The sequence below is a fragment of the Myxococcus dinghuensis genome, assembly GCF_024198235.1.
Taxonomy (GTDB): domain Bacteria; phylum Myxococcota; class Myxococcia; order Myxococcales; family Myxococcaceae; genus Myxococcus; species Myxococcus dinghuensis.
In genome coordinates, this window is the sequence record NZ_JAKCFB010000003.1 from 419780 (window position 1) to 441881 (window position 22102).

Annotated in this window: 15 protein-coding genes and 1 pseudogene; 1 reads left to right on the forward strand and 15 read right to left on the reverse strand. The window is 70.9% G+C overall.

The window, feature by feature from the left end:
* Window positions 1-11: 11 nt before the first annotated feature.
* Both LZ198_RS06665 and LZ198_RS06670 read right to left on the reverse strand, forming a co-directional pair.
* On the reverse strand, window positions 12-1886 hold the full coding sequence (locus LZ198_RS06665; RefSeq protein ID WP_407667382.1) for a tetratricopeptide repeat protein: 1875 nt from the start codon (window positions 1884-1886) through the stop codon (window positions 12-14).
* A 43-nt stretch (window positions 1887-1929) separates the two neighbouring features.
* The gene (locus tag LZ198_RS06670) at window positions 1930-4437 is read right to left on the reverse strand and encodes an ATP-binding protein (protein WP_253971110.1); all 2508 of its coding nucleotides are present in this window, start codon (window positions 4435-4437) and stop codon (window positions 1930-1932) included.
* A gap of 688 nt (window positions 4438-5125) precedes the next feature.
* Here LZ198_RS06670 and LZ198_RS06675 point away from each other — a divergent pair.
* Entirely contained in the window at window positions 5126-6607 is a 1482-nt protein-coding gene (locus LZ198_RS06675; RefSeq protein WP_253971030.1) for a hypothetical protein, read from the forward strand.
* A gap of 57 nt (window positions 6608-6664) precedes the next feature.
* On the opposite strand, the gene LZ198_RS06680 is transcribed toward LZ198_RS06675, so the two are convergent.
* The 13 genes and pseudogenes from LZ198_RS06680 to LZ198_RS06740 all read right to left on the reverse strand — a co-directional run bounded on the left by LZ198_RS06680 (window position 6665) and on the right by LZ198_RS06740 (window position 22083).
* The gene (locus LZ198_RS06680) at window positions 6665-7405 is read right to left on the reverse strand and encodes a TlyA family RNA methyltransferase (protein ID WP_253971031.1); all 741 of its coding nucleotides are present in this window, start codon (window positions 7403-7405) and stop codon (window positions 6665-6667) included.
* Window positions 7402-9153 carry a 1-deoxy-D-xylulose-5-phosphate synthase gene (locus LZ198_RS06685; RefSeq protein ID WP_253971032.1) on the reverse strand — a complete coding sequence of 584 codons (1752 nt, stop codon included), beginning with the start codon at window positions 9151-9153 and terminating at the stop codon, window positions 7402-7404. Before LZ198_RS06685 ends, LZ198_RS06680 begins: the two co-directional genes overlap by 4 nt.
* Complete coding sequence (locus LZ198_RS06690; protein ID WP_253971033.1) at window positions 9153-10046, reverse strand: polyprenyl synthetase family protein; 894 nt, start codon at window positions 10044-10046, stop codon at window positions 9153-9155. Before LZ198_RS06690 ends, LZ198_RS06685 begins: the two co-directional genes overlap by 1 nt.
* 14 nt (window positions 10047-10060) lie before the next feature.
* Complete coding sequence (locus LZ198_RS06695; RefSeq protein WP_253971034.1) at window positions 10061-10441, reverse strand: response regulator; 381 nt, start codon at window positions 10439-10441, stop codon at window positions 10061-10063.
* Between the two features lie 26 nt (window positions 10442-10467).
* A complete protein-coding gene (gene xseB / locus LZ198_RS06700) occupies window positions 10468-10818 on the reverse strand; it encodes an exodeoxyribonuclease VII small subunit (protein WP_253971035.1) in 351 nt (116 codons plus the stop codon).
* A 48-nt stretch (window positions 10819-10866) separates the two neighbouring features.
* The gene (xseA, locus tag LZ198_RS06705; RefSeq protein WP_253971036.1) at window positions 10867-12603 is read right to left on the reverse strand and encodes an exodeoxyribonuclease VII large subunit; all 1737 of its coding nucleotides are present in this window, start codon (window positions 12601-12603) and stop codon (window positions 10867-10869) included.
* Complete coding sequence (locus LZ198_RS06710) at window positions 12600-14345, reverse strand: FHA domain-containing protein (RefSeq protein WP_253971037.1); 1746 nt, start codon at window positions 14343-14345, stop codon at window positions 12600-12602. The genes xseA and LZ198_RS06710 overlap by 4 nt, the downstream gene beginning before the upstream one ends.
* Window positions 14346-14379: 34 nt before the next feature.
* Entirely contained in the window at window positions 14380-16668 is a 2289-nt protein-coding gene (locus LZ198_RS06715; protein WP_253971111.1) for a hypothetical protein, read from the reverse strand.
* A gap of 1581 nt (window positions 16669-18249) precedes the next feature.
* A pseudogene (locus LZ198_RS06720) lies at window positions 18250-18555 on the reverse strand (FHA domain-containing protein); the annotation flags it as partial.
* Window positions 18539-19426 (reverse strand): type II secretion system F family protein, encoded by an 888-nt coding sequence (locus LZ198_RS06725; protein ID WP_253971038.1) that lies wholly within the window; start codon window positions 19424-19426, stop codon window positions 18539-18541. The pseudogene LZ198_RS06720 and the gene LZ198_RS06725, both read right to left, overlap by 17 nt.
* A 10-nt stretch (window positions 19427-19436) precedes the next feature.
* Window positions 19437-20282, reverse strand: coding sequence for a type II secretion system F family protein (locus LZ198_RS06730; protein WP_253971039.1), 846 nt, complete (start codon window positions 20280-20282; stop codon window positions 19437-19439).
* A 39-nt stretch (window positions 20283-20321) separates the two neighbouring features.
* Window positions 20322-21137: a Flp pilus assembly protein CpaB gene (cpaB, locus tag LZ198_RS06735; protein ID WP_253971040.1), complete on the reverse strand. Its 816-nt coding sequence runs from the start codon at window positions 21135-21137 to the stop codon at window positions 20322-20324.
* A 217-nt stretch (window positions 21138-21354) separates the two neighbouring features.
* Window positions 21355-22083, reverse strand: a complete 729-nt coding sequence (locus LZ198_RS06740; protein WP_253971041.1) for a hypothetical protein — start codon at window positions 22081-22083, stop codon at window positions 21355-21357.
* Window positions 22084-22102 lie beyond the last annotated feature (19 nt).

Sequence of the window (22102 nt, forward strand, 5' to 3'; positions counted from 1 at the left end):
GGGCTCACAACTTAGCGGCCCGGCGCACCCGTGGATAGCGCCTTGAGCTTGCGCTCCAGGACCTCGCGCTGCCCGGGAGGCGCGGCGGCCTCCGGCTCCAGCGTCAGCACTTCCAGCGCCCGCCGCCACACGCCCACCGCCTCCGCGCCCCGGGCGGACTTCTGGTACGCGTCCCCCAGGTGCTCGAGGATGACCGGCTCGTCCGGCGCCAGCGCGGAGGCCCGCTCCAGGGCCTCCACCGCACGCGGCAGGTCCCCCCGCCGGAAGTACACCCACCCCAGCGAGTCCAGATAGGCCCCGGTGTCGGGGCGCAGCTCCAGCGCGCGCAGCACCAGCCGCTCCGCCTCCTCCAGGTCCTTTCCCGCCAGGGCCATCAGGTAGCCCAGGAAGTTGAGCGCGGGCGCGTTGTCCGGGTCCATCTCCAGGACCGCCCGCATCCGCGACTGGGCGTTGGACAGGTCGCCCTGGCGCTCGAAGGCGGAGCCCAGGACGTACTGGAGGACCTCGTCCCGGGGGTTGCGAGCGACCGCGTCGCGCAGCAGCGACAGGGCCTCCGTGCCCCGCCCCTGCCGGTGGAGCGTGGCGGCCAGCGCGTCGTACAGCACCGGCGAGCCGGTGCGACCGAGCGCCTCCTTCAGCGCCTCCACCGCGCGGGCCGGCGCCCCACCCCGCTCGAGGGCCCGCGCGTACTGCGCGCGCACCTCCGGGTCCTGCGGCGAGGCCTGGAGCGCGTCGCGCAGGAGCGCGAGCGAGGGTGCGTGCTGCCCCACCAGCGACAGGCACCGGGCGCGCCGGAGCCGGGCATCCTGGAAGACGTCCGAGTCCTCCGGCACGCTGGCGAAGGCGTCCGCCGCCTCGGAGAAGCGGCGCATCCGCTCGTGGACCAGCCCGGCGTAGTAGTCCAGGCGGGGCTCCTTGGCGCCGGTGCGGCGCGCGGACTCGAGCACCTCCGCGGCCGCGGTGGGCTCGCGTGCGGACAGGTAGCTGAAGGCCACCCGCACCGCCGTCTCGGGCTCGCCGGAGAGCGACAGCAGCCGGTCGAAGTACGCGCGCGCCCGCACCATGGAGCCGGCCTTCAGCGCGGAGCGACCGGCCGCCATCAGCACCTCGTGGCTGTCCGGCTCCCGCTCCAGGGCCCGCGCCAGCGTCTCCTCGGACAGGGAGGGCCGGTCCGTCTCCTCGTAGAGCCGGGCCAACGTCCCCAGCACCTCCACGTCGCCGGGGTCCCTCGCGGCGGCCTCGACCAGGAGCCGCTCCGCGCGACGGGTATCTCCCCGCTCCGCCAGCGCCAGGCCCAGGCGCCGGTAGCCGGACGCCTCTCCCGGGAGGGCCCGGGCCAGCGAATCCACCACCTTCACGGCCTCGTCGGCGGCGCCGGACTCCAGGAAGAGCTGGGCGAGCACGAGGTACGCCTCCGGCTCGCGCGGCTTGAGGGCGATGGCGCGACGCAGGTGCAGGCGGGCGCGGGTCAGCCGCCCGGACTCCAGCAGCACCCGGCCCAGCAGCACGTGGGCCGGGTAGTACGCCGGGGCGCGCTCCACCGCGCGGCGCAGCTCCCGCTCCGCCTTCTCCAGGTCGCCCAGCCGGGCATACTCCTCCGCCAGCCGGGTGAGCAGCAGGGGGTGGCCCTCATCCGTGGCCAGCGCCAGACGCAGCGCGTCCACCGCGGCGCGGTGGTCCCCCGCGTGGTGGGCCAGCCTCGCCCGCAGGTAGTGGCCGTAGCTGGCCGACGAGGAGAACGCCCCCTCGTCCGTGGCGGCCGCGTCCATGGCCTCGCGCATCGCCTCCCGGTCGACGTGCGGGCGGTGGGGCGGTGGGGCCGCGAGCGCGGCCGACCCCAGCAGGGCGACGAGCAGGACGGAGGCGGGGCGGCGGAAGGGGCTCACGCGAGGGGAAGTCTAGCGCGGCCCCCGGCGCCGTGCAGGCGCCTCAGCTCGCCTCCGGGGGTGGTGCCCCCAACTTCTCCAGCAGCTTCTCCACCGGGTCGCTGTCCTGGCTCACGTCCGCCACCGACGACCGGTACTCGATGTCCGTCGCCCGCTCCACGTCCGGGAGCAGACGGCTGATGACGTTGCGCGCGGCCTCCGCGTTGCACTCCGGCAGGACGACCACGAACACACCGGCGCCCAGGTGGGAGATGGCATCCGGATGGCGCACCCGCTTGCGCATGATGTCCGCGATGTTGCCGGGCACCGGCTCCACCGGGCGGTCCGGGCGCAGCACCGCCAGGCTCAGGGCCCGGTGGTAGCGCCGGCTGCGCGCCAGCTCCTGCTCCAGGCGCAGCAGGAGCCCGCGCCGGTCGTGGAGCCCGGTGGCGGGGTCGCTGCCGGTGCGGCGCTGCAGGGGCGGGTTCGTCTTCTCCCGCTCCATCTGCTCACGCTCACCCTGGCGCAGCTTGAGGGCGCGCTCGGTGCGGTTGAGCAGCTCCACCGCGTTGAACGGCTTGCTCATGTAGTCCACCGCCCCGAGGTTGAGCGAGCGGACCTTCTCCGCGACGCCCTGGTGGGCGGACAGCAGGATGACGGGGATGTTCGCCGTGTCCGACGAGGACTTCAGCGCCATGGCCGCGTCCAGGCCATCCAGCTTGGGCAGGAACACGTCCATCACCACCAGGTCCGGCCGCTGCGCGCGTGCCCGCGCCAGGCCCTCCGCGCCGTCGCGCGCCACCTCCACGCGATACTTCGAGCGCAGCACCTCCGACAGCACGGCGGCGATCTCCGGCTCGTCCTCCACCACCAGCACGCGCGGCTGCTCCGACACCGACGTCGCGGCGATGACCGGGCGCGGGTTGCGCGGCGCCTCCTGCGCCAGCGGCAGCGTGAAGACGAAGAGGCAGCCGTGCTCCGGCGGGCTCTCCGCCCAGATCTCCCCGCCGTGGAGTTCGACGAACTCCTTGCAGATGGCCAGCCCCAGCCCCGTGCCCTTGCCACCGTGGCGGTAGCGGTCGAACACCAGGTGCAGCTCGTCCTGGGGGATGCCCACGCCGTCGTCCTGCACGCACACCTTCGCGGCGTCCCCGTCCGGACGGGACAGCCGGCGGGTGGAGACGACCACCTCTCCGGCGTCGCGCGCGTGGTGGATGGCGTTGGTGATGAGGTTCTGGAGCACCTCGTGCAGCTTCACCTCGTCGCCGATGAGCATCAGGCTGTCGGGGCAGTCCGCCCGCAGCGCCACGCCACGCTCGGCGGCGAGGATCTCCAGCTCGTTGACCGCGTCGCGGCACAACTGGGCCACGTCCAGCACGCGCGGCTCGATGGACAGCCGCGCCGCCTCGCCCTTGCCCTTCTCCAGCAGCGACTCGACCAGGCCGAGGATCTTCTTGCCCTGGCGGATCATCGCCTCCGCGGACTGCTTCTGCTGCGACTCCAGCGGACCTTCCAGGAGGAGCCGGCCGTGGCCCAGCAGCACCTGGAGGGGCGCGCGCAGGTCGTGGCTCACCACCGCGATGATTTCGTCCTTGAGCCGGTTGAGCTCCTTCAGGCGGCGGTTGGCCTCGAGCAGCTCGTGGTAGCGCTCCACGTACGCCAGCTCCAGGTCCTCGCGCTTCTTCTTCACCGCCGTGTGCAGGCGCGCGTTGCGGATGGAGTTGGCCAGCACGCCCGCCACGGCCTGGGTGAACTCCTGCTCGTCGCGGCCGAAGGACACGTCCATGCGGGACATGCGCAGGAACAGCGCGCCCAGCAGGTCGTCCTGGCAGATGAGCGGCTGCACCAGGATGGACTTCACGCCCAGGGGCACGAGCGACGTGCGCACCTCCGCCATGAGGGGGTCTCGCTGGGCCTCCTCGATGAGCACCGGCTCGCGCGTCTCCAGGGCGCGGCGCAGCTCGGGGTAGCGCGCCACCTCGATGTCCAACTGGACGAGGCTGGGGTCCTCCTGCGTGGCCACCACCCGGCCCGTGCGCGCGTGGCTGCCCTCCACCAGCACCACGGAGCACCGGTCCGTCCCGGTGACGCGCCCCACCTTGTCCACGGCGATGCGGAGGATCTCCTCCAGCTCCAGCGAGCTGGTGGCCGCCTGGGTGATTTCCAGGAGCATCCCCATGCGCAGGCGCACCCGCTCCTCGCGGTCGCGCATCCGTCCGGCGCGCAGCGCGGCCTCCAGCCGGGGCACGACCTCGTCCGCGCCGCGAATCCAGTCATCCACGGCCAGCCGCTTGAAGGCCTCCGCGGACCGGGCCTTGCCCAGGTCCACCAGCACCGGCACCCGCTGGAGCCGCTCGACGCGGCGCAGCGTCTCGAGCAGCTCCGCCGCGCGCTTCGCGCTGGCCGACAGCAGCACGACCTCCGGTTGCAGCGAGTCCGCCGCCTCCACCAACCCGCTCTCTCGCTCCGCCGCCGCGCAGTGGTAGCCGCTCGCGGTCAGCCGCTCCATGAGTGCGTCGCCGGCCTCCTTGCCCGCGACCACCAGCACGCGTCCCCGCTGCTCCGGCTGCATCTCGACTCTCACAGTGAACCTCGCGCCCCGGGGTCCCTCGGAGGGACCGGGTGGGGAGGCTGCAAAAACCCGCTGAGTGCGTAAGGGGTCATGGTTCGAATCCCGATCATGCCGCTGATCCGGTCCGTGGGCCAGAGCGGCGCACATCCAGACAAGCCAGGAAAAGTGTGTACGGTCGAAGCGGGGGTCCGCCCATCGTGGCTTTCCGCAGTGGGCCACCGCGCCCGCCCGCGTGGCCCCCGAGCGACTCCGGGCGTCCCATCCACCGGATATCGCGAGGCGCGCCCCGGAACGACGAGGCACGCGAAAGCTTCCCCACCTCCCGCGTCCTGGCGGCGGTCTGGTCGCCCTGCGTGCGTGCCGTCGAGCCGTCGTGCGGCGCTCATCGTGGGGTCCTCACCTTCGTCGTCCCGACCTCGTGCCTCCCACCCGTCGCGCAGCCACCGCGCCAGGGGGGACCGCGCGGCTATCACGGACCCTGGCCTGGCGCGCAGGGAATCCGCCATCCCGCCGCGCGGCGGCCCGGAGGCCGGGAGGATGCCGGAAGGGAGGGAGCGAGGTAGAGTGCGGTGCCATGCTCCACTCTCCTGTGACTCGGCGTGCATGGCGCACGATCTTCGTACTCGCATCCGGCCTGGCCGTCGCGTGTGGCGGGGATCCGCCACCCCCGACGCCGGACCCTCCCCAGGTGACCCTGCTCGTCCCCGAGGGGAACGTCGCGGGCCTGTCGCTCAAGTTCATCGTCAACGTGACCGGCTGCGACGCGGTGACGACGCTGAACGTCTACGACCGCACCACCTTCCTCAAGACGTTCCCCTACGCCACCGGCTCCACCACCCTGGAGCTGCAGGCCAGTGACATCCGCTACAGCGACCCGCTGGTGGGCATCGCCGCGAGCCTGTCCCTGACGGCGGAGGCCATCTGCGACGACGGGCGGAAGAACACGTCCCTGCCGCAGCCGGCCATCTTCTTCCCCGTCAGCAAGGTGGTGGAGGACCCGCAGGGCGGCCAGGTCTACGCCCACCCGTTCGCCATCGACGGCACCGGCAGCACCATGTCCTTCCTGAGCTGCGGCAAGGCCACGGCGGGCGGACTGGAGACGATGTACCGGCACGGCGCCAACGGGGGCGTCGGCACGAGCATCACCGTGCCCTTCCCCTGCAACGGCTCCACGCAGATCACCGACCGCAACAGCGTCACCGGCAAGCGATGGGTGTGGACGCCCGGGTCGGGTGCGTTCGCCATCGACGAGAGCTTCGCGCTGGCCTCGCAGACGGAGGCGACGATGGAGGTCGAGTCCCTGTCGGTGCTGCGAGATGGCGACGCCCTCATCCGCATGATGTCCGGTGACGTCGTGCGCGTCTCCCACCAGTCCTCCGGCGGGCTCGGCGTGGGCCAGACGAAGTGGCGCTACACGCGCCAGCTCGAGGTGGGCAACGCACTGGCCGCGCCGCTGGTCACGGGCGACAACACCGTGCTCATCGCCTCGCAGCTCCCGTTCATCAACAACCGCGCGTCGATCATCGTCGAGGTCGTCGACACGACGACGGGGCAGCTCCGCGCCGAGTACAAGAAGACGGAGAACGTGAGCTCCACGTCGACGCCGCCGCTGCCCATCGCGTCGTTCAGCGACGACGGCGCGCTGGTGTACCTGGGCTTCATCACCGGGACGGACCAGTCGCAGGTCACCGCCTGCGTCACGGTGGGAGACGGCTGCCAGGGCACGAACTCCAAGTGGGTCCGCTCCTTCGCGGGCAAGGTGGTGGGCGTGGTGCCGTACGCCAGTGGCAGCCGCGTCGCCGCCATCACCACGCAGCGCGTGTGGGTGCTGGACTCGACCACGGGCGCCATCCGCAACAAGGAGCAGCGCTCGGTGGACGCCAACGGCGCGCTCCAGGTGCGCCACCTCCTCCTGCCGGCGTCCTCGACGGACCTCTTCTTCCTCAGCGCGCCCGCGCCCACGGGCTCGACGCCGACGCTGCCGGTGGAGATCGTCGGGATGGACCAGCAGGCGGGCAGCTCCGGCGAGTCGCGCGAGCTGTTCCGCTATCAGGTCCCCGTGTCCCTGGGCGCCGCGCTGGACAGCACGAACCGGGTCTGGCTGCGCACCGGGCTCAAGCTGCTGCAGACGCAGCCCTCGACGCAGTACCGCAGCGCGCGGCCCCAGTAGGCCGTCGACGCCAGCGAAGGGCACGGCGGCCCGTCCGCGCGCCGTGCCCGCGTCCCGTCAGGCCCGCTCGGCGACGAGGAGTGCCTCGACGTTGCCCGCCGGGCCCGGCACGGGCGAGTCCATCAGCCCGCGCACGGTGAGGCCCTGGGCGCGCACGAAGGCCGTCACCGTGTCGATGGCCTCCTGGCGGGCGGCGGCGTCCCGCACCACGCCTCCCTTGCCCACGCGGTCCGGCCCCACCTCGAACTGGGGCTTCACCAGCGCCGCGAGCAGGCCTCCGGGCTCCAGGAAGGGCAGCACCGCCGGAAGCACCTGGGTGAGCGAGATGAAGCTGACGTCGATGACGACGACACCCACCTTCTCCGGCAGGTCCTCCTCCGTCAGGTAGCGCGCGTTGACGCGCTCGCGCGAGCGCACGCGCGCGTCCGTCCGCAGCTTCTCGTGGAGCTGCCCATAGCCCACGTCGATGGCGTGCACCCGCACCGCGCCGTGTTGGAGCAGGCAGTCGGTGAAGCCACCCGTGCTGGCGCCGATGTCCGCGCCCACCTTGCCCCGCACGTCGAGCCCGAAGCGGTCGATGGCGGCCTTCAGCTTCAGCCCGCCCCGGGAGACGTAGGGAAGCACCTCGCCCTTGAGGCGCAGCTCCGCCTCCACCGGCACGAGCGAACCGGGCTTGTCCACCCGCTGGTCCGCCACCACCACCTGCCCGGCGAGGATGAGGGCCTGGGCCTTGGTGCGCGACTCGGCCAGCCCGCGCTCCACCACCAGGATGTCGAGGCGCTCCTTGCGAGGCTTCACCGCGCGCTCCCTTCCAGCAGCATCCGCCCCGCACGCCTCAGGCCCGAGGCATCCAGCCCCAGCTCCGCGCGCTGCGCCCGAGCGTCGCCGTGCGGCACGAAGTCATCCGGCATCCCCAGGAGGTGGACACGCGGGGAGGCGCCACGCTCGGCATAGAGCTCCAGCACCGCGCTCCCCAGGCCGCCACGCGTCGTCCCCTCCTCCGCCACCACGACATGGCCACATGCGGAGGCCTCGAGGAGCGCGGTCGCATCGAGCGGCGAGGCGCCCCGCGCGTCGAGCACGCTCCACGTCGGTTCGTCCCGCACCGCCTCCAGGGCCGCGAGGCCCAGCGGCCCCAACGTCACCAGCGTGAGGCGCGGGTGCTCGGCGCGCCGCAGCCAGCGCGCCCCCGACAGTGGGGCAACGCCCACCTCGACCTCCGGCGGCGCGGGGGTCAGCGTCCCCCGGGGGAAGCGGATGACGGACGGCCCCGGCGACGCCAGCGCCGTGGCGAGCATGGGCACGAGGTCCTCGCCCACCACGGGCGCCCATTGGCTCAGTCCCGGGAGCGGCCGCAGCGAGGACACGTCGTACGTCCCCTGGTGCGTGGCACCATCCGCGCCCACCAGCCCCGCGCGATCCACCGCGAAGATGACGGGGAGGCCCGGCAGGCAGACGTCGTGGATGACCTGGTCGTATGCCCGCTGGAGGAAGGTCGAGTAGATGCAGCACACCGGGCGCGCTCCCGCGGCGGCGAGCCCCGCGCAGAACGTGACGGCGTGCTGCTCGGCGATGCCCACGTCGTGGACCCGGTCCGGGAAGCGCGCCTTCAGCGCGTTGAGCGCCGAGCCCTCCAGCATCGCGGGCGTGACGGCGACGATGCGCGAGTCCGCCGCCATCGCCTCCTCCAGCACCGCGGCGAAGGCCTCGCTGAAGGTGCGATGCCCTCCGCGTGAGCGCACGAGCTTCCCGTCGCGCCACTCATAGGGCCCCATGGCGTGCCCGCGCGTCTGCGCGTCCGCCTCCGCGGGTGGAAAGCCCCGCCCCTTGAGCGTCAGCGCGTGCACCACCACGGGACGCGAGGACGCGCGCGCCTCGCGCAGCGCTCGCACGAGCGCGCCCAGGTCGTGACCGTCCACCGGGCCCAGGTAGGTGAAGCCCAGGCCCTCGAAGAAGTCCCGCGCGCCCCGCGTGCGCAACAGCGCGGGGATGGCCCCCACGTTGGCGCTGATGGACATCTGGTTGTCGTTGAGCACGACCACCAACGGCAGGTCGCTGCCCCCCGCGTTGTTCAATCCCTCGAAGGTGAGGCCTCCCGTCAGCCCACCATCTCCCAGCACCGCCACCACGTGGCCTCGCTGGCCCATCACCCGCCGGCCCTCCAGCACGCCCAGGGCCGCGGAGACCGCCGTGCAGGAGTGCCCCGCGAGCAGCGCGTCGTGCGGGCTCTCCTTCGGGTCGAGGAACGGCGCCACGCCGCCCGCCTGCCGCAGCGTGTGCATCCGCTCACGGCGGCCGGTCAGCAGCTTGTGGGCGTAGGTCTGGTGGCCCACGTCGAACAGCAGCGCGTCCGTGGGCGAGTGGAACACCCGGTGCAGCGCGACGATGAGCTCCACCGCGCCCAGCGACGCGCCGAGGTGCCCGCCCACGCGCCCGCAGATGGCGATGATCTCCTCGCGCAGCTCCGCGCACAACTGGGGCAGCACGTCCTCCGGGAGAGACCGGACGTCCGACGGCGAGGCGACGCGCGCCAGCAGCTCCGCCATCAGGACTTCCGCTCCACCGCGTAGCACGCCAGGGCGGCCAGCGGCCCTCCCTCGCCCTCCAGCGGACGCACCGCCTCGATGGCCAGGGACACGTGCTCGTTCGCCATGCGCCGCGACGCCTCCAGGCCCACCACCGCCGGGAAGGTGAAGCGCCCCGCCTCCGCGTCCGCGCCCGCGGGCTTGCCGAGCTGCTCCCGCGTGGCCGTCACGTCGAGCACGTCGTCGGCGATCTGGAAGGCCAGTCCCACGGCGTCGCCGTAGATCTGCGCCCGCGCCAGCGCCTCGCCGTCGCCGCCGCCCGCCAGCGCCCCCATGCGGCACGCGGCGCGGATGAGCGCGCCCGTCTTCAGCCGGTGCATGCGCACCAGGTAGTCCAGGTCCGCGGGGCGGTCCTCCGCGGTGTCGAGCACCTGGCCGCCCACCATGCCTACGGCCCCCGAGGCCACCGCCAGTTCGCGGCACAGCGCGGCGCGCACCGGCTCCGGCCCGTCCGCCAGCAACGCGAAGGCCTCCGTCAGGAGCGCGTCGCCCGCGAGGATGGCCATGCCCTCGCCGTACACCTTGTGGTTGGTGGGTCGGCCCCGGCGGAAGTCGTCGTCGTCCATGGCCGGCAGGTCGTCATGGACGAGCGAATACGTGTGCACGTACTCGAGCGAGCTCGCCGCGTCCCCGGCCAACGCCGACACCAGCGACGCGCGCGCCACCGCGTCCGCGAACGTCAGGCAGAGGATGGGGCGCAGCCGCTTGCCCCCCGCCGTCAGCGAATAGCGCATGGCCTCCACGAGCCGGGGAGGTGCTCCCGCGGGCCCGAGCCGATCGAGGCGCTCTCGCAACATCGTCTCCACCCGTGACGACTGGGTGGTCAGGTAGCTTTCCAGGTCGAAGGGGGCCAACCGTCGGTACTCCTCTAGGTCGCCGCCGGGGCCACCAGCTCGCGGATGCGTCCGACGAGCTTCTCGATGTCCAGGGGCTTGACGAAGTAGTCCGCGGCGCCGACCTCCCGGCCGCGCCGCTTGTCCTCGGAATCTCCCCGTCCGCTGATGAAGATGATGGGGATGTCCCGGAAGTGCTCGTTCTTCTTCACCGCCTTGCACAACTCGAAGCCGTCGATCCAGGACATGTTCACGTCCAGGAGGATGGCTTGAGGGCGGTGCAACTGCAGGGAAGCGATCAACCGCAACCCGTTGGCCGCGAGGGTGACCTCGAAGCCCTCGTCCTCCAGGGCCGTCGCGAGCAGCTCCCGCGTGTCGCGGTCATCGTCGACGATGGTGATCTTCGGCTTCGACATGCCGGCACGTGGGCGTCCCGCACCGCCTAGAACGGGACGTCATCCTCGGGAGGGGGACGGGGAGCGGGCGCCTTGGGCGCCGGCTGGGCCTGGGGCGCCGGACGGGCCGCCACCGACAGGGGGGCCACCACGTCGTTGCCATCCTCGTCCTGCAACAACTGCTCGATGCGCTGCTCCGCCTCCGTGAGGAGCTTCTCGCCCCGGCGGACCAGACGGATGCCTTCCTCGAACGCCTTGAGCGAGTCCTCCAGGGAGAGGTTGCCACTCTCCAACCGCCCCACCGTCTCCTCGAGACGGGCCACGACGTCCCCGTACTGGCTGGGAACGTCGGCCTCCGCCGCCTTGTCCACCTTGGATGACTTGTCCGCCTTCGCCACGGCCTTCCACCTCCCCGTTCGGGGCGCGGGACTCTAGAGGGAGCCCCGTCAGCAGTCCACCGGGCCTTTCAGCGCGGTGACGGTGGCTTCGACTTCTTCACATCCGCCCAGCGTCTTCGCCCCGTTCACTGCCAGCTTGATGCCCAACCGCTCCCCGACCACCACGTCGGACGCGGCGCGAACCACCGCGCCGTCCCGCTGACGGAACACCACCGAATATCCGCGCGACATCACCTTGAGCGGGCTCATCGCGTCCAGCCGCCCCTCCAGACGCTGGAACCGGCGCTGCGCATCCGCCAGCGCGCCTTGCTGGAGCGCCAGCAGCCGTGCCTGGTGTGCGGCCAGCCGGGCGTGTTCGCGGCCGACGAGCGCCGCGGGCGAAACCCGCTCCAACCCCAGTCGCGCCGTGGAGAGCGTCGCGTGTCGCGCCGCCACGTCCGCCCGCGCCGCCTCGGTCAGCCGCATCGCGAGCTTCAGCAGGTGGGCACGCTGCTCCCCCAGCCGAGCCTGCGGCCGGGCGCGCTGGAGACGCTCCGTCAGCGCCCGCAGCGACTCGCGGTGTTCACGCACGCGGGGGCGCAGCACGCGCATCATCGACTCCACCTGCTCGGACAGGTGCAGCCGCTGGTGGTTGATGGCGCGCCGGGGGTCGTCCAGTCGGGAGGCGAGCTGCCCCTGCTCCTCACGCAGCTCGAGGATGCGGCGCTCCATGGCGCGCCGCAGTCGCCCGGCCTGCGTCGCCAGCGACAGCTCCAGGTCCGCGAGCACCGGCGCCAGCCGCTCCGCCGCCGCGCTCGGCGTGGGCGCGCGCCAGTCCGCCACGAAGTCGGAGATGGTGAAGTCGATCTCGTGGCCGATGGCCGACACCACCGGCACGGGCGAGGCGAAGATGGCGCGCGCCACCTCCTCCTCGTTGAACGTCCACAGGTCCTCCACCGACCCACCACCGCGCGTCACGACGATGACATCCACGTCGCTGCGGCCCAGTCGTGAGATGGCCCGGGCCACCTCCGGCGCGGAGCCCTCGCCCTGCACGCGCGCGTCGGCGAGCAGCACGCTCAACCGGGGGTTGCGCGAGTGCAGCACGCGCAGGAAGTCCTGGAGCGCCGCGCCGGTGCGGCTCGTCACCACGCCGATGCGCTGAGGCAGGAACGGCAGCGGGCGCGGCGGACGCACGCGGCGCTCACCGATGAGCCCCTCGGCCGCCAGTCGCGCCTTGAGCTGCTCGAACGCGAGCGCCAGCGCGCCCTCGCCCACCGGCTCCAGCCGCGAGACGATGAGGCTGTAGCGGCCCTGCGGCTCGTAGAGGTCGACGCTGCCCTCGGCCAGCACCTCCATGCCGTCACGCAGCGCGAAGCGCATGCGCCCCGCCATCGACGCCCAGACCTTCGCGTCGATGGAGGCCGCCGCGTCCTTCAGCGAGAAGTACCAGTGCCCGCGCGCGTTCGCCCCACGGAAGCCCGTCACCTCGCCGCGCACGAGCACGCGCGCGAAGCGGGATTCGAGCGTCTGCTTGAGCTGGCGGGTCAGCTCCCCCACCGACAGCACCGAGCGCTCGGGCTTGGGCGGCGGTGGCGGAGCCCCCTCCATGGGCCCCAGGAGCCCCGTCCCGTCCGAGTCGACGGGAGGGGGCGGCGGCTTGCGCGGCGGGGCCGCCACCATGGGCGACACCGCCGCTCGCGCGGGCACGGAGGGCGCGGGCGTGGGGGCCAGCGCGCCGAACAAATCCCCCTGGCCGGAGACCACCGGGGGCACCTCGCCACCCACGCCCTTGCGCTTCTTCATCGCGACAGCTTCTCGACCCAGGTCTTCGCCTTGTCGTGGTACTCGTCCTCGGGAGGCGTCATGGCCACGACGTCCTTGAACTTGGGCAGCGCCTCCTCGGGGCTGCCGTCCTTCAGGGAGTAGGCCAGGAGGTACAGGTCCCGCGCCTTCGTCTTCAGCTCGCTGATGATGTTCGTGGCGCCGGCGTGGCCCGGGTCCGCCTGGAGCGCGCGGCGCGAGTACTCCATCGCCCGGGCCCACTGCCCGGCGGCCTTCGCCGCGGTGGCGCCCTTGTAGAAGATGGTGGCCGCGCGCGTGCCCGCGTTGCGCGCCATCTTGCTGGTGCGCCCGTCGGTGATCTCCTTGTCGAGCTGCAGCAACTTCGACAGCCCCTTCGCGTCCAGGTCCTCGAGGCGCTTGTAGAGCGTGCCGAACTCCGTCATCTGCGCCAGCAGCTTCTTGCACTGCGGCGTGCGCGACATGCACGCGTTGAGGATGGCCACCGCGCCGGACATGTCGCCGTCACGGAAGCGGTCCACCGCGGGCTCCCAGGGCTTGGGCGCCACGGTGGGCGCCACCGGCTTGGGCGCGTCACGCACGGCGATGGCCTGCACCGCCTGCTCGTTGATGAGCTTGGCGTCGCGGTGCTCCGGGAAGGCCTTGAGCACGTCGTCGGTGATGGCCTTCGACGCATCCAACTGGCCATTGTCCAACGCGGTGCGCGCCTCGCGCGTCCGCTTGTCCGCGACGTCGGACAGCTCGCGCTTCGCGGCGTTCACCTGCTCGTAGAGGAACTGGCTCTCACCAGCCTGGGCGAGCGCCGCCGCGGCGGCGCCGACCTCCTTCTTCGCGAGCGCGGTCTTGGCCTCGACCAGCTTCTGCTGGATGGGGATCTCGCGCTTGGCGTGCTCCAGGTAGTCGCTCACGCCCGGGTAGTCCGGCGCCGCTTCCGACAGCTCCTCGAGCTTCGCCTTGGCCTCGACCCACTTGCCCTCGCGCACCAGGTTCTTCGCGTCCTGGAAGATGGAGCCCAGTTGCTGCTTGCGCTCCTGGACCTGGATGGAGGTCTTGAGGTCCTCGGCGTTGCGGTTGTCCTGCTTGACCTTCAGGACGACCAGCAGGGCGCAGAGCACGAAGACGACACCGCCGCCCAGCAGCATCAGCCGCTTCTTGCGCAGCAACTGCTCGGGGGTCGGCTCGGGCTTGGCCGCGAAGCGGGAGCTGCGCACGCGCCCCCCTTCCGGACGCGCACCGGGGCGCGCGGGGATGGGGCCACGCGCTCCGGACGCCGGCGCGGCGGCGGCACCAGGGCGGCGCGGCGGCGGCGCGGCCACCATCATCGTGGAGTTGGAGACATCCTCGAAGCGCAGCTCCGTGTCGCCCAACGTGATGACGTCGCCATTGGACAGCGGAACCTCATCCTCGATGGCGTCGCCGTTGACCAGGGTTCCGTTGCCAGACCCCAGGTCCTTGACGGCCCAGCCCGCCCCGCTGCGCAGCACCATCACGTGCTTGCGGGACACGGACGTGTCCGGGATGCAGATGGGGTTATCGGCCGCTCGACCGATGACGTACTCGCCGTCTTCCAGCGAGAATTCGTCACCGGCCTTGGGACCGGCGATGACGACGAGACGGGAACCGGACGAGGCCGGCACGGCGGCGGCAACGGGAGCAGACCTGCGCGCCGCAGGGCGAGCTCCGGTCCCGCCCGTGGACGTCCCGGAAGGAGGCCTGCGACGAGCAGGAGGGGAACCGTTCGACATGGGGAATCACCGACTTCCTGAAATGAGCACGCGCTTATAGCTCATGCTCGAACGCCTTTTCCTGGGCGAGATTGTGACAGCGATGCTCGGTCGTAGGGAAGCGCCTGCTCACTTCTTGCAGCGCAGCCCGAGCCTGTCGCGCGCTTCGGAACTGCACGCCGCGCTGGAATTCCAGCATCAACTGGGCACATTGATGGTCCAGCTCGGCTGAAACCTGGGCGAGACGGTATCGAACGTCCTGGTAGAGGTCCGGCTTGGGGTCGAGCGCCTCCAGCGTAATCCAGGCGAAGCGATACTGCTGCCAGGCCCGGAACAGGCTCTCCGCCCCTACCCCCCGAGTCTCATAGTAGCGCCCCGCCGTCGAGACGTACTCACGCGCCTTGCTCAGCAGCTCCTCTGGGGGAAGCTCCGGGACGGGGAAGACCTCCAGGCGGAGGTTCCAGACGCGCCACGCGTCCTGACCTGGAGGGTTGTGGACGTTGTCGAAGACGAAGTGGTTCATCACCCCGCGCTTGAGCAGTCTCGCCGGGAGGATGACCTCCAGCTCGCGCTCGGCGGTGGAGAGCGTGTCCGGGGGGATCCACCCGATATTCGCCCCGTTGAGGACCATGCTCACCTCTTCCGAGGCGATGCCGCTGGCCTGGTAGTGCAGCAGCGCGACGGCCCGGGTCGGCGCCACGAACTGGAAGTCGAAGGACTTCTCGTCGGCGTGGACCCACTTCACACCTTCTCCCACACCGAAGGAGTCCACCACTGGCTCGACGCCCAGGGCCATGGGCTCCAGTGCCCCGGCGCCCGAGGCCACCACCTTGCGGAACGCGAGGATCAACGCGCCACTCGCGACGCCCAGCACGAAGAGCGACACGGTGATGGCCAGGAGCCGGCGCGCCAGGGGGAGCGCGCGCCAGCCCAGGAGGAGCTGTCCCCACCTCGTGCTGGCAAGCTCCCGGCGTCTCCTGGCGAGCTCCGCGGCCGTGGGCGCCGCAGGAGCCTTCGCCGCGACCAATGCCGACGAGGTCGCGAGGCGAGGGACGACCTGGTGCGCTGGCGTGGGCGCGTCATCCGGCGCGGGAAGGGCCAGCATGCGCGGGGCCTTCGCCCGGGCGGGGGCGGCGATGAAAGCAGGAGCCACCTGGGGCGTGATGGCGTAGTCGGGCACTTCGCTGGCGATGGGTGCGCCCACGGTCGGTGGAACGTGAGCGAGGGTCGGCCCCTCGTCCCCTTCGCTGACCGGCGGTCCGACGCGCGCCACGCTCGGGGCGGGAACGTCGTCGAAGTCGGAGGCTCGCAGCGCGGGCGCGGGCGGAGTGCCCCCTGCGGTGAGTCCTTCGGGCCTCGTGGTGGGCGGGGCCGCCCTGCCCGTCGCCTGCGCGGTCAGGGGCGGAACCTTGATGTGGGTCGGTTCGTCGCCGAAGTCCGGAGGTGACAGTCCCCTGGGAGGCCCTGGAGGGGCCGCGGATGGACGAGAACCTGAAGGCCCCTGCCCCACGTCGACGCCTGGAGGGAACGCCGGAGGTACGGTCGCGGCGCCGAACATCCGCGTCGGGGACACCTTCGGGGCAGCGCTGGGAAGCGAGGCAGCGGAAGGGACGTTCTCGAGGAGATCGAACGTCTTCTCGGAGTCCGCGTCCGGACCGGCTCCAGACGACGCGCCAGCGCCCGCCCGCGAGGACGCTGCGACGGGCGCATCGGGGACGAGTGAGTTCTCGTCGGCGTCGGCCTCGTCCAGCAACATCGGAGGCAACGTCTGGTCGTCCTCCTCGACCCTCGAGCGAGTGCCCATGCGCGAGGACGCACCAGAGACACCCAGGTCCTCGTCGGCGTCCGCCGCCTCCAACGACATCGGAGGCAACGTCTGGTCGTCCTCCTCGACCCTCGAGCCAGTACCCACGCGCGGGGACGCACTGGGGACAACCAGGTCTGCGTCGACGTCGGACGCCCCCATGGACATGGGCGGCAACGTCTGGTCGTCCTCCTCGATCCTCGAGCCAGTGCCCACGTGAGAGGAGGAGGCGACGGGCGCATCGGAGACGACCGGGTCCGCGTCGGCTTCGGCCCCCCCCATGGACATGGGAGGCAACGTCTGGTCGCCCTCCTCGATGCTCGAGATGGCCGAGTCCGAGAGTTCCTCGACGCCCGAGACCTCCGACACTTCCTCCTCGGAGATTCGAGGCAGACCTATCGACTGGACGCCCCGCTCCGCCGCGTTCGTGCGCTCGGGAAAGGACGTACTCGGAGACGGGCGCTCGGCCTCACGCCGAGCGAGCGCGGGCGATGCGCCTTCGAGCGTGGGACGACGCGGGGGCTTGTCGCTGCCCGTCATGCCTCCGGGGGACGGGCTCACGGATACTGGCGCTGCGCTCAGGATGGGCGGACCGCGCGGCGCGGCTCCGACAATTCCCGGCGAGCCAACACCGACGGGAGCTGGCCCACCCACTGCCGAGGGGGGCCGGCCGGCCGGCGACGCCGTGGGACCGCCTGGCGAGACAGGACCGGAACGCGGAGACTCCGCCGACACGCCCTGCCCGGCAGCAACCCCCACCTGCTTCACGGGAGCCACTGTCGGCGCAGACTTCGCGAGGACAGGGGCCTGTCCCGGCACGCCCGTGGGCCTCGCGACTCCAGGTGCTTGCGCGACACCGGCGCCAGCCGAGGGCGGAGTCGACAGACCTCCTGCGACAACACCACGGGGCATGCCTGGTACGGCGGGCACAGCCCCCGTCGCACTTCGCGAGGCCACGCTGGGCATGGGAGCGCCAGCAGCGCGTCCTTCGTGAGGAAGGGTCTTCGGCTCGGAGGAAAGAACGAGAGGGACGGACTTGGGCGCGGTGGGAGGCGCTACTGGCGGAGAACCCGCGCTCGCCGACACAACGGGGATGGCTCTCGTCAGGGACGGCGCCGCCACGAGAACAGGGAAGCTGGTCGTCAGCGAAGGCTTCGGAGGGGGCTGCGTCGGTGGGACCGGCGGCTTCGCGATGCCAGGAGCTGGCGAGACCACGTCTCGGGTGGGCTCGGGACGCGCCACCGTGCCAGGGACCAGGTTCTCCGTCCGCTCATCGAGCAATGGAGCCGAGAGCCCTCTCTTCGCGGAGCCCGGCTGCAACGTCTCGGTCCGCTCCTCGGGCGGGGGCACCGCGAACGGAACCGCGGTGTTCGAGGAACCCGCCACCCCGGGAGGACGCACGGGAGACAACTGGGCCAGCACCGCGGAGGGCGAGAGCATCGCGGTGCTCTCCTCGGGGTCATCCTCCGAGAACGGAGGGAGCGTCGACTCCCCCTCATCCGCGCCTCGAGGCCCCGTCGACGACGTGCGCTCCTCGTCCGTGAAGAGTCCCGGATGCGGCGCCCTCGGCTTGGGACCCTCGGTCGTCGGTCCACGCTCCACCGTCGGACGCTCTACGGTCCTCGTCCGAGGAGTCGAGGCACCGTCTTCGGCAACAAGCCCCCGCGCCATGTCGGGGCGCGACTGCGCGGGAGTCGACGGCACCGGAGCTGGCGGCTTCGCGGGTGCGACCTTGCCCAGTTGAGCGAGCACCACCGCGGGTGCCAGCATCGCCGTGCTCTCCTCGGGGCCATCGTCCGCCACCGGGGGCAATGCCGCCGCAACCGAAGCCACATCGAGTTGAGCCAACACCGCCGCGGGTGCCAGCATCGCCGTGCTCTCTTCGGGGCCATCCTCAGCGACCAAGGGCATCTCGGTCGCGGTCCGCTCCTCGAGCGCCTGCGCCTCCCGCGGAGAGGGGCCCTGCGCATCGCGCGGCCGCGTGGGCTTGGGGACGGGAAACTCCACCGTGGGGCTGTACTCCTGCGGCGCCTCCATGCCGGGAGGCGGCCCCACCGCGATTCGAGCCGAGGGCCGCGACACGCCGCCGCGCCCTGCCTGCGACGACGCGAAGAACGTGAACTCCACCGCCCCGATGCCGACGCGGTCCCCATCCCCCACGGGCCGGGAGCCCTCGACGAGCACATCGTTGAGCGTGGTGCCGTTGGCGCTCCCCAGGTCTTCGAGGAACACCTGCCCGCCCCGAACGACGAGGCGGGCATGGAGGCGGGAGACACCGTGGTCGTTCAGCACCACGTCGTTCTCCGAGGTCCGGCCGAACTTCAGTTCGGCCTGCTCGAAGACGAGTTCCCTCCCTGCCTGGGGACCGCGGGTGATGGCGAGCCGGAATGGCAGAGGAGCCCCCTCGACGTCACCCCGCGAGATCACCGAAGAAGAACTGGAACACGATGGGTCCGAAGAGGACCATGAACACGGTGGGGAAGATGCACGCGATGAGCGGGAAGAGCATCTTCACGGGCGCCTCGCCGGCGAGCTTCTCCGCGCGCTGCGTGCGGTCGATGCGCATCTGCGTCGACTGGATGCGGAGCACCTTGCCGAGGCTCGTACCCATCTTGTCGGCCTGGATGAGCGCCGTGACGAACGTCGTCAGCGCCGGCAGGTCCACGCGGACGATCATGCTCTTGAGGCCCTCTTCGCGCGTCTTGCCCATCTTCAACTGCTTGAGCACCAGCTGAAGCTCCTCGCGCAGCGGGCCCGCCTTGCCCTTCTCCACCACCTTCGCCAGCGCGGCCGTGAAGTCCAGACCCGCCTCCACCGACAGCGTCAGGAGGTCGAGGTTGTACGGCAGCGCGCGGCTGATCTGCAGGTGACGCTTCTTCACCTGGTCGTTCAGCCACAGCAGCGGGTAGTACATGCCGAAGAGCAGGAACAGCACCGACCAGACCAGGTTCTGACCGAGCCCGTTCAGCATGAACAGGCCCATCAACAGGCCCACCACGGCGCTCACTTCCTGCAGCGCCATCATGTCCTCGGGCTTGTAGCCCTGGGGCTCGCCCGCCTTGATGAGGTTGCGGCGCGACTTGGCCTCGTAGCTGGGCCAGATGAAGCGACGGTTGAACGCGCCCAGCCGGCGGATGGCCACCGAGCCGAAGCCCTTCATGCCGCCCGAAGACTCGTCGCGGACCTCCGACAAGAAGGTCTCGAACAGCGTCTGGTACAGGCCGAGCCCGAGGAAGCCCACCGCGCCCGCGAACAGGAGCGCTGAGCTGCCGACCAACACTTGCGTCAGGATGTCCACGGCACGTCCCTCAGATATCGATGTTGACGATGCGGCGGATGATGAGGATGCCCATCACTTCCATGATGGCGATGATCACCACGAGGATCCACCCGAAGTAGTGGTCCATCATGGGCTCCATCAGGTCCGGTCGCATGTAGTTGAGCACCATGCCCAGCACCGCGGGCATCGCCGCCACGATCCACCCCTGCAGCTTTCCCTGCGAGGTGAGCGCGTCGATCTTGCCCTCCAGGCGGAAGCGCTCGCGAATCACCGTGGAGATGGTCTCGAACATCTCCGCCATGTTGCCGCCCAGTTGGCGCGCGATGTTGGTGGACACCACCACCAGCTCCAGGTCGTCGCTGCCCACCCGGCGGCCCATGTTGATGAGCGCCTCTTCCAGGGGAACGCCCAGCTTCACTTCCTTCACGAAGAGGCCGAACTCCTGGGACAGCGGAGCCATCGCCTCGCGCGCCACGTGCTCGATGGCCTGCGGGAAGGTCAGACCCGCCTTGAACGCGTTGGCCATGGCCTGCAGCGCGTCCACCAACTGCACGTTGAACTTCTTGATGCGGCGCTTGCGGTAGTGCTTGACCATCAGCATCGGCAGGAAGAAGCCGAACACCGTCGCCAGCACCGCCAGGATGGGGTTGAAGATGATGTACGACAGGATGCCCAGCAAGCACATGCACGCGATGTTGAGGACCAACATCTGGCGCGCATCGATGAAGAGGAACATGTCGCTCAAGTCGTTCATCGACTTGGCGACGTAGCGCTCCTGGTACTGCTCATACGCCTTCGACAGGACGCTGAAGATCACCAGGCTGAAGAAGAAGACCGAGCCGGTGACGAGTAGGAGAACGATACCTGCGAACATGCGCGCGGTTCCCTCTGGGCAGCCGTGGGCGTGCGCCGGTTACTGAGCGCCGGCGGCGGCGGCCTTGTCGCTGCCACCCTTGATGATCTGGATGATCTCCCGGCGCTTGATCTCCAGCACGCGGGTACGCTCGCCGGACAGCAGCGTGCTGATGGTGGCGCGGCCGCGCTCCTCGATGAGGTCCACGTCGTCCTCGTTGCGCAGGCTGAGCGTCAGCGCGCCGAGCTCCGTCGCGAGCACCAGGATCTCCGCCTCCTCGGGCAGCACCATCAGCGACACGTTGTTGTAGTCGCGCTGGCCCTCGGGGATGAGGTTCACGTTCGTGGTGCCGGTGATCTTGCCCGTCGCCACCACGATGATGTTCTGCAGCAGCGTCACGCCGACGTTCTCGTCCGTCTGCGGATCGCGGAACGTGCCGATGATGTCCACGTGGTCGTTGGGGCGGATCCAGCCACCGACGGCCGTGGTGTTCTTGGCCTCGATGGTCATCGCGCGCATCTTCTTCTGCACCTTCGACGACAGGCGCTCGGCGGCCTTCGTCGTCTCGAACTGGCTCCACAGCAGCGGGTCACCCGCCTGCAGGGCCACGAGCACCTTCTGGTTCACCACGTACGACGCGGAGTCCGGACGGACGACCGACGAGGTGACGAACTGCTCCGGCACGGAGCGCTGGGAGATCATCTCGAAGGTGATGACGGTCCCTTCCGGGATGTCCTGCGCGGCCACGACGACCGGCACCAGGTTCCAACCGCGACGTACGTCCGCCTCCTTCTTCTTGATGGCGGAGTACGCGATGACGCCGGCCAGAAGGCCGAGCACGAGCGCGACGACGAGCGGAGTCTTGCCCTTCAACATGATTCAGGAACCTCCACAACGGGGGGGCGCCGTTCTGCGGCGAAGGCGGTCCGATGGGTGTAGAAATCCAAAGCCAACAAGGCGCACCTTGGCGCCAATGGCGCGCGATGTTAGCCGTCCAATACAGCGGGTGTCAAAAGCACCTCCCGCAGCGGCATCTCATCCCGCATCGTTCCAGCGCCCCGGAGCCTCCACCGGAGCGCTGGAACGCGACGCGTTAGAGGTCGTCGATGGCGTCGCGGTCTTCCTTCGTCAGACCGTTGCCCTCGGTGATGCTGTAGAGCGCGTGCTGGACGACGTCGATGGCGTCCTGGTCGTCGATGACCTTGCCCTCCAGCAGTCGGAGCAGCTCCTGGATGTCCTCGTCGGTGGAGACGGGCCCCAGGGCGTAGGGGGCATTGAGTTCGGACGGGCCGCGCTGCTCGTTGAGGCAATACAGGTGCAACGGCACCACGAAGGCGTTGGGGTCGACGCCACCATCGGTGCCGGCGTCGATGCCACCGGGGCCGCCGCCCGTGGGCGGGACGTTGACGCGGATGCGGCCAATCAACATGCCGTTCTGGATACGGCTGTCCCCGACGTGAATCATGGTGAGCCCCGGAGGGAACGTCACCAGCACGGGGGCACCCGACAGGTTGCGCAGCGGCACGCAGATGCGCACGGCCTGGCCCGTACCCAGCGGGGACACGCCGTTGTCACACTCACCGGTCACCTCGTCGGCGCCGTAGATGGGGCCGGCAAGCTCGACCCCCGACGGGAAGGTGAACGCCGTTCCGATGATGGTCCCGGGGTCCTCGCCGAAGCCCGGGCGCTCCTTGTTCACCCCCGCGTCGAAGCCCCCATCACTGGGCCCCGGACCGGGCTCGTCATCGTCGCTGCATGCCGCCACGCCTACGCCCACCACGGTCACCGCGACGACCATCCACTTCCAGGCCGAATGCGCCATCTCGCGCTCCTTGTCCTCG

What these genes read in the sequence shown, in the direction of transcription:
- LZ198_RS06730 (WP_253971039.1), bottom strand. Translation starts at nt 20,282, where the DNA reads ATGTTCGCAGGTATCGTTCTCCTACTCGTCACCGGCTCGGTCTTCTTC.
- LZ198_RS06710 (WP_253971037.1), bottom strand. Translation starts at nt 14,345, where the DNA reads ATGTCGAACGGTTCCCCTCCTGCTCGTCGCAGGCCTCCTTCCGGGACG.
- LZ198_RS06695 (WP_253971034.1), bottom strand. Translation starts at nt 10,441, where the DNA reads ATGTCGAAGCCGAAGATCACCATCGTCGACGATGACCGCGACACGCGG.
- LZ198_RS06670 (WP_253971110.1), bottom strand. Translation starts at nt 4,437, where the DNA reads ATGCAGCCGGAGCAGCGGGGACGCGTGCTGGTGGTCGCGGGCAAGGAG.
- LZ198_RS06740 (WP_253971041.1), bottom strand. Translation starts at nt 22,083, where the DNA reads ATGGCGCATTCGGCCTGGAAGTGGATGGTCGTCGCGGTGACCGTGGTG.
- LZ198_RS06715 (WP_253971111.1), bottom strand. Translation starts at nt 16,668, where the DNA reads ATGACGGGCAGCGACAAGCCCCCGCGTCGTCCCACGCTCGAAGGCGCA.
- LZ198_RS06685 (WP_253971032.1), bottom strand. Translation starts at nt 9,153, where the DNA reads ATGGCGGAGCTGCTGGCGCGCGTCGCCTCGCCGTCGGACGTCCGGTCT.
- xseA (WP_253971036.1), bottom strand. Translation starts at nt 12,603, where the DNA reads ATGAAGAAGCGCAAGGGCGTGGGTGGCGAGGTGCCCCCGGTGGTCTCC.
- cpaB (WP_253971040.1), bottom strand. Translation starts at nt 21,137, where the DNA reads ATGTTGAAGGGCAAGACTCCGCTCGTCGTCGCGCTCGTGCTCGGCCTT.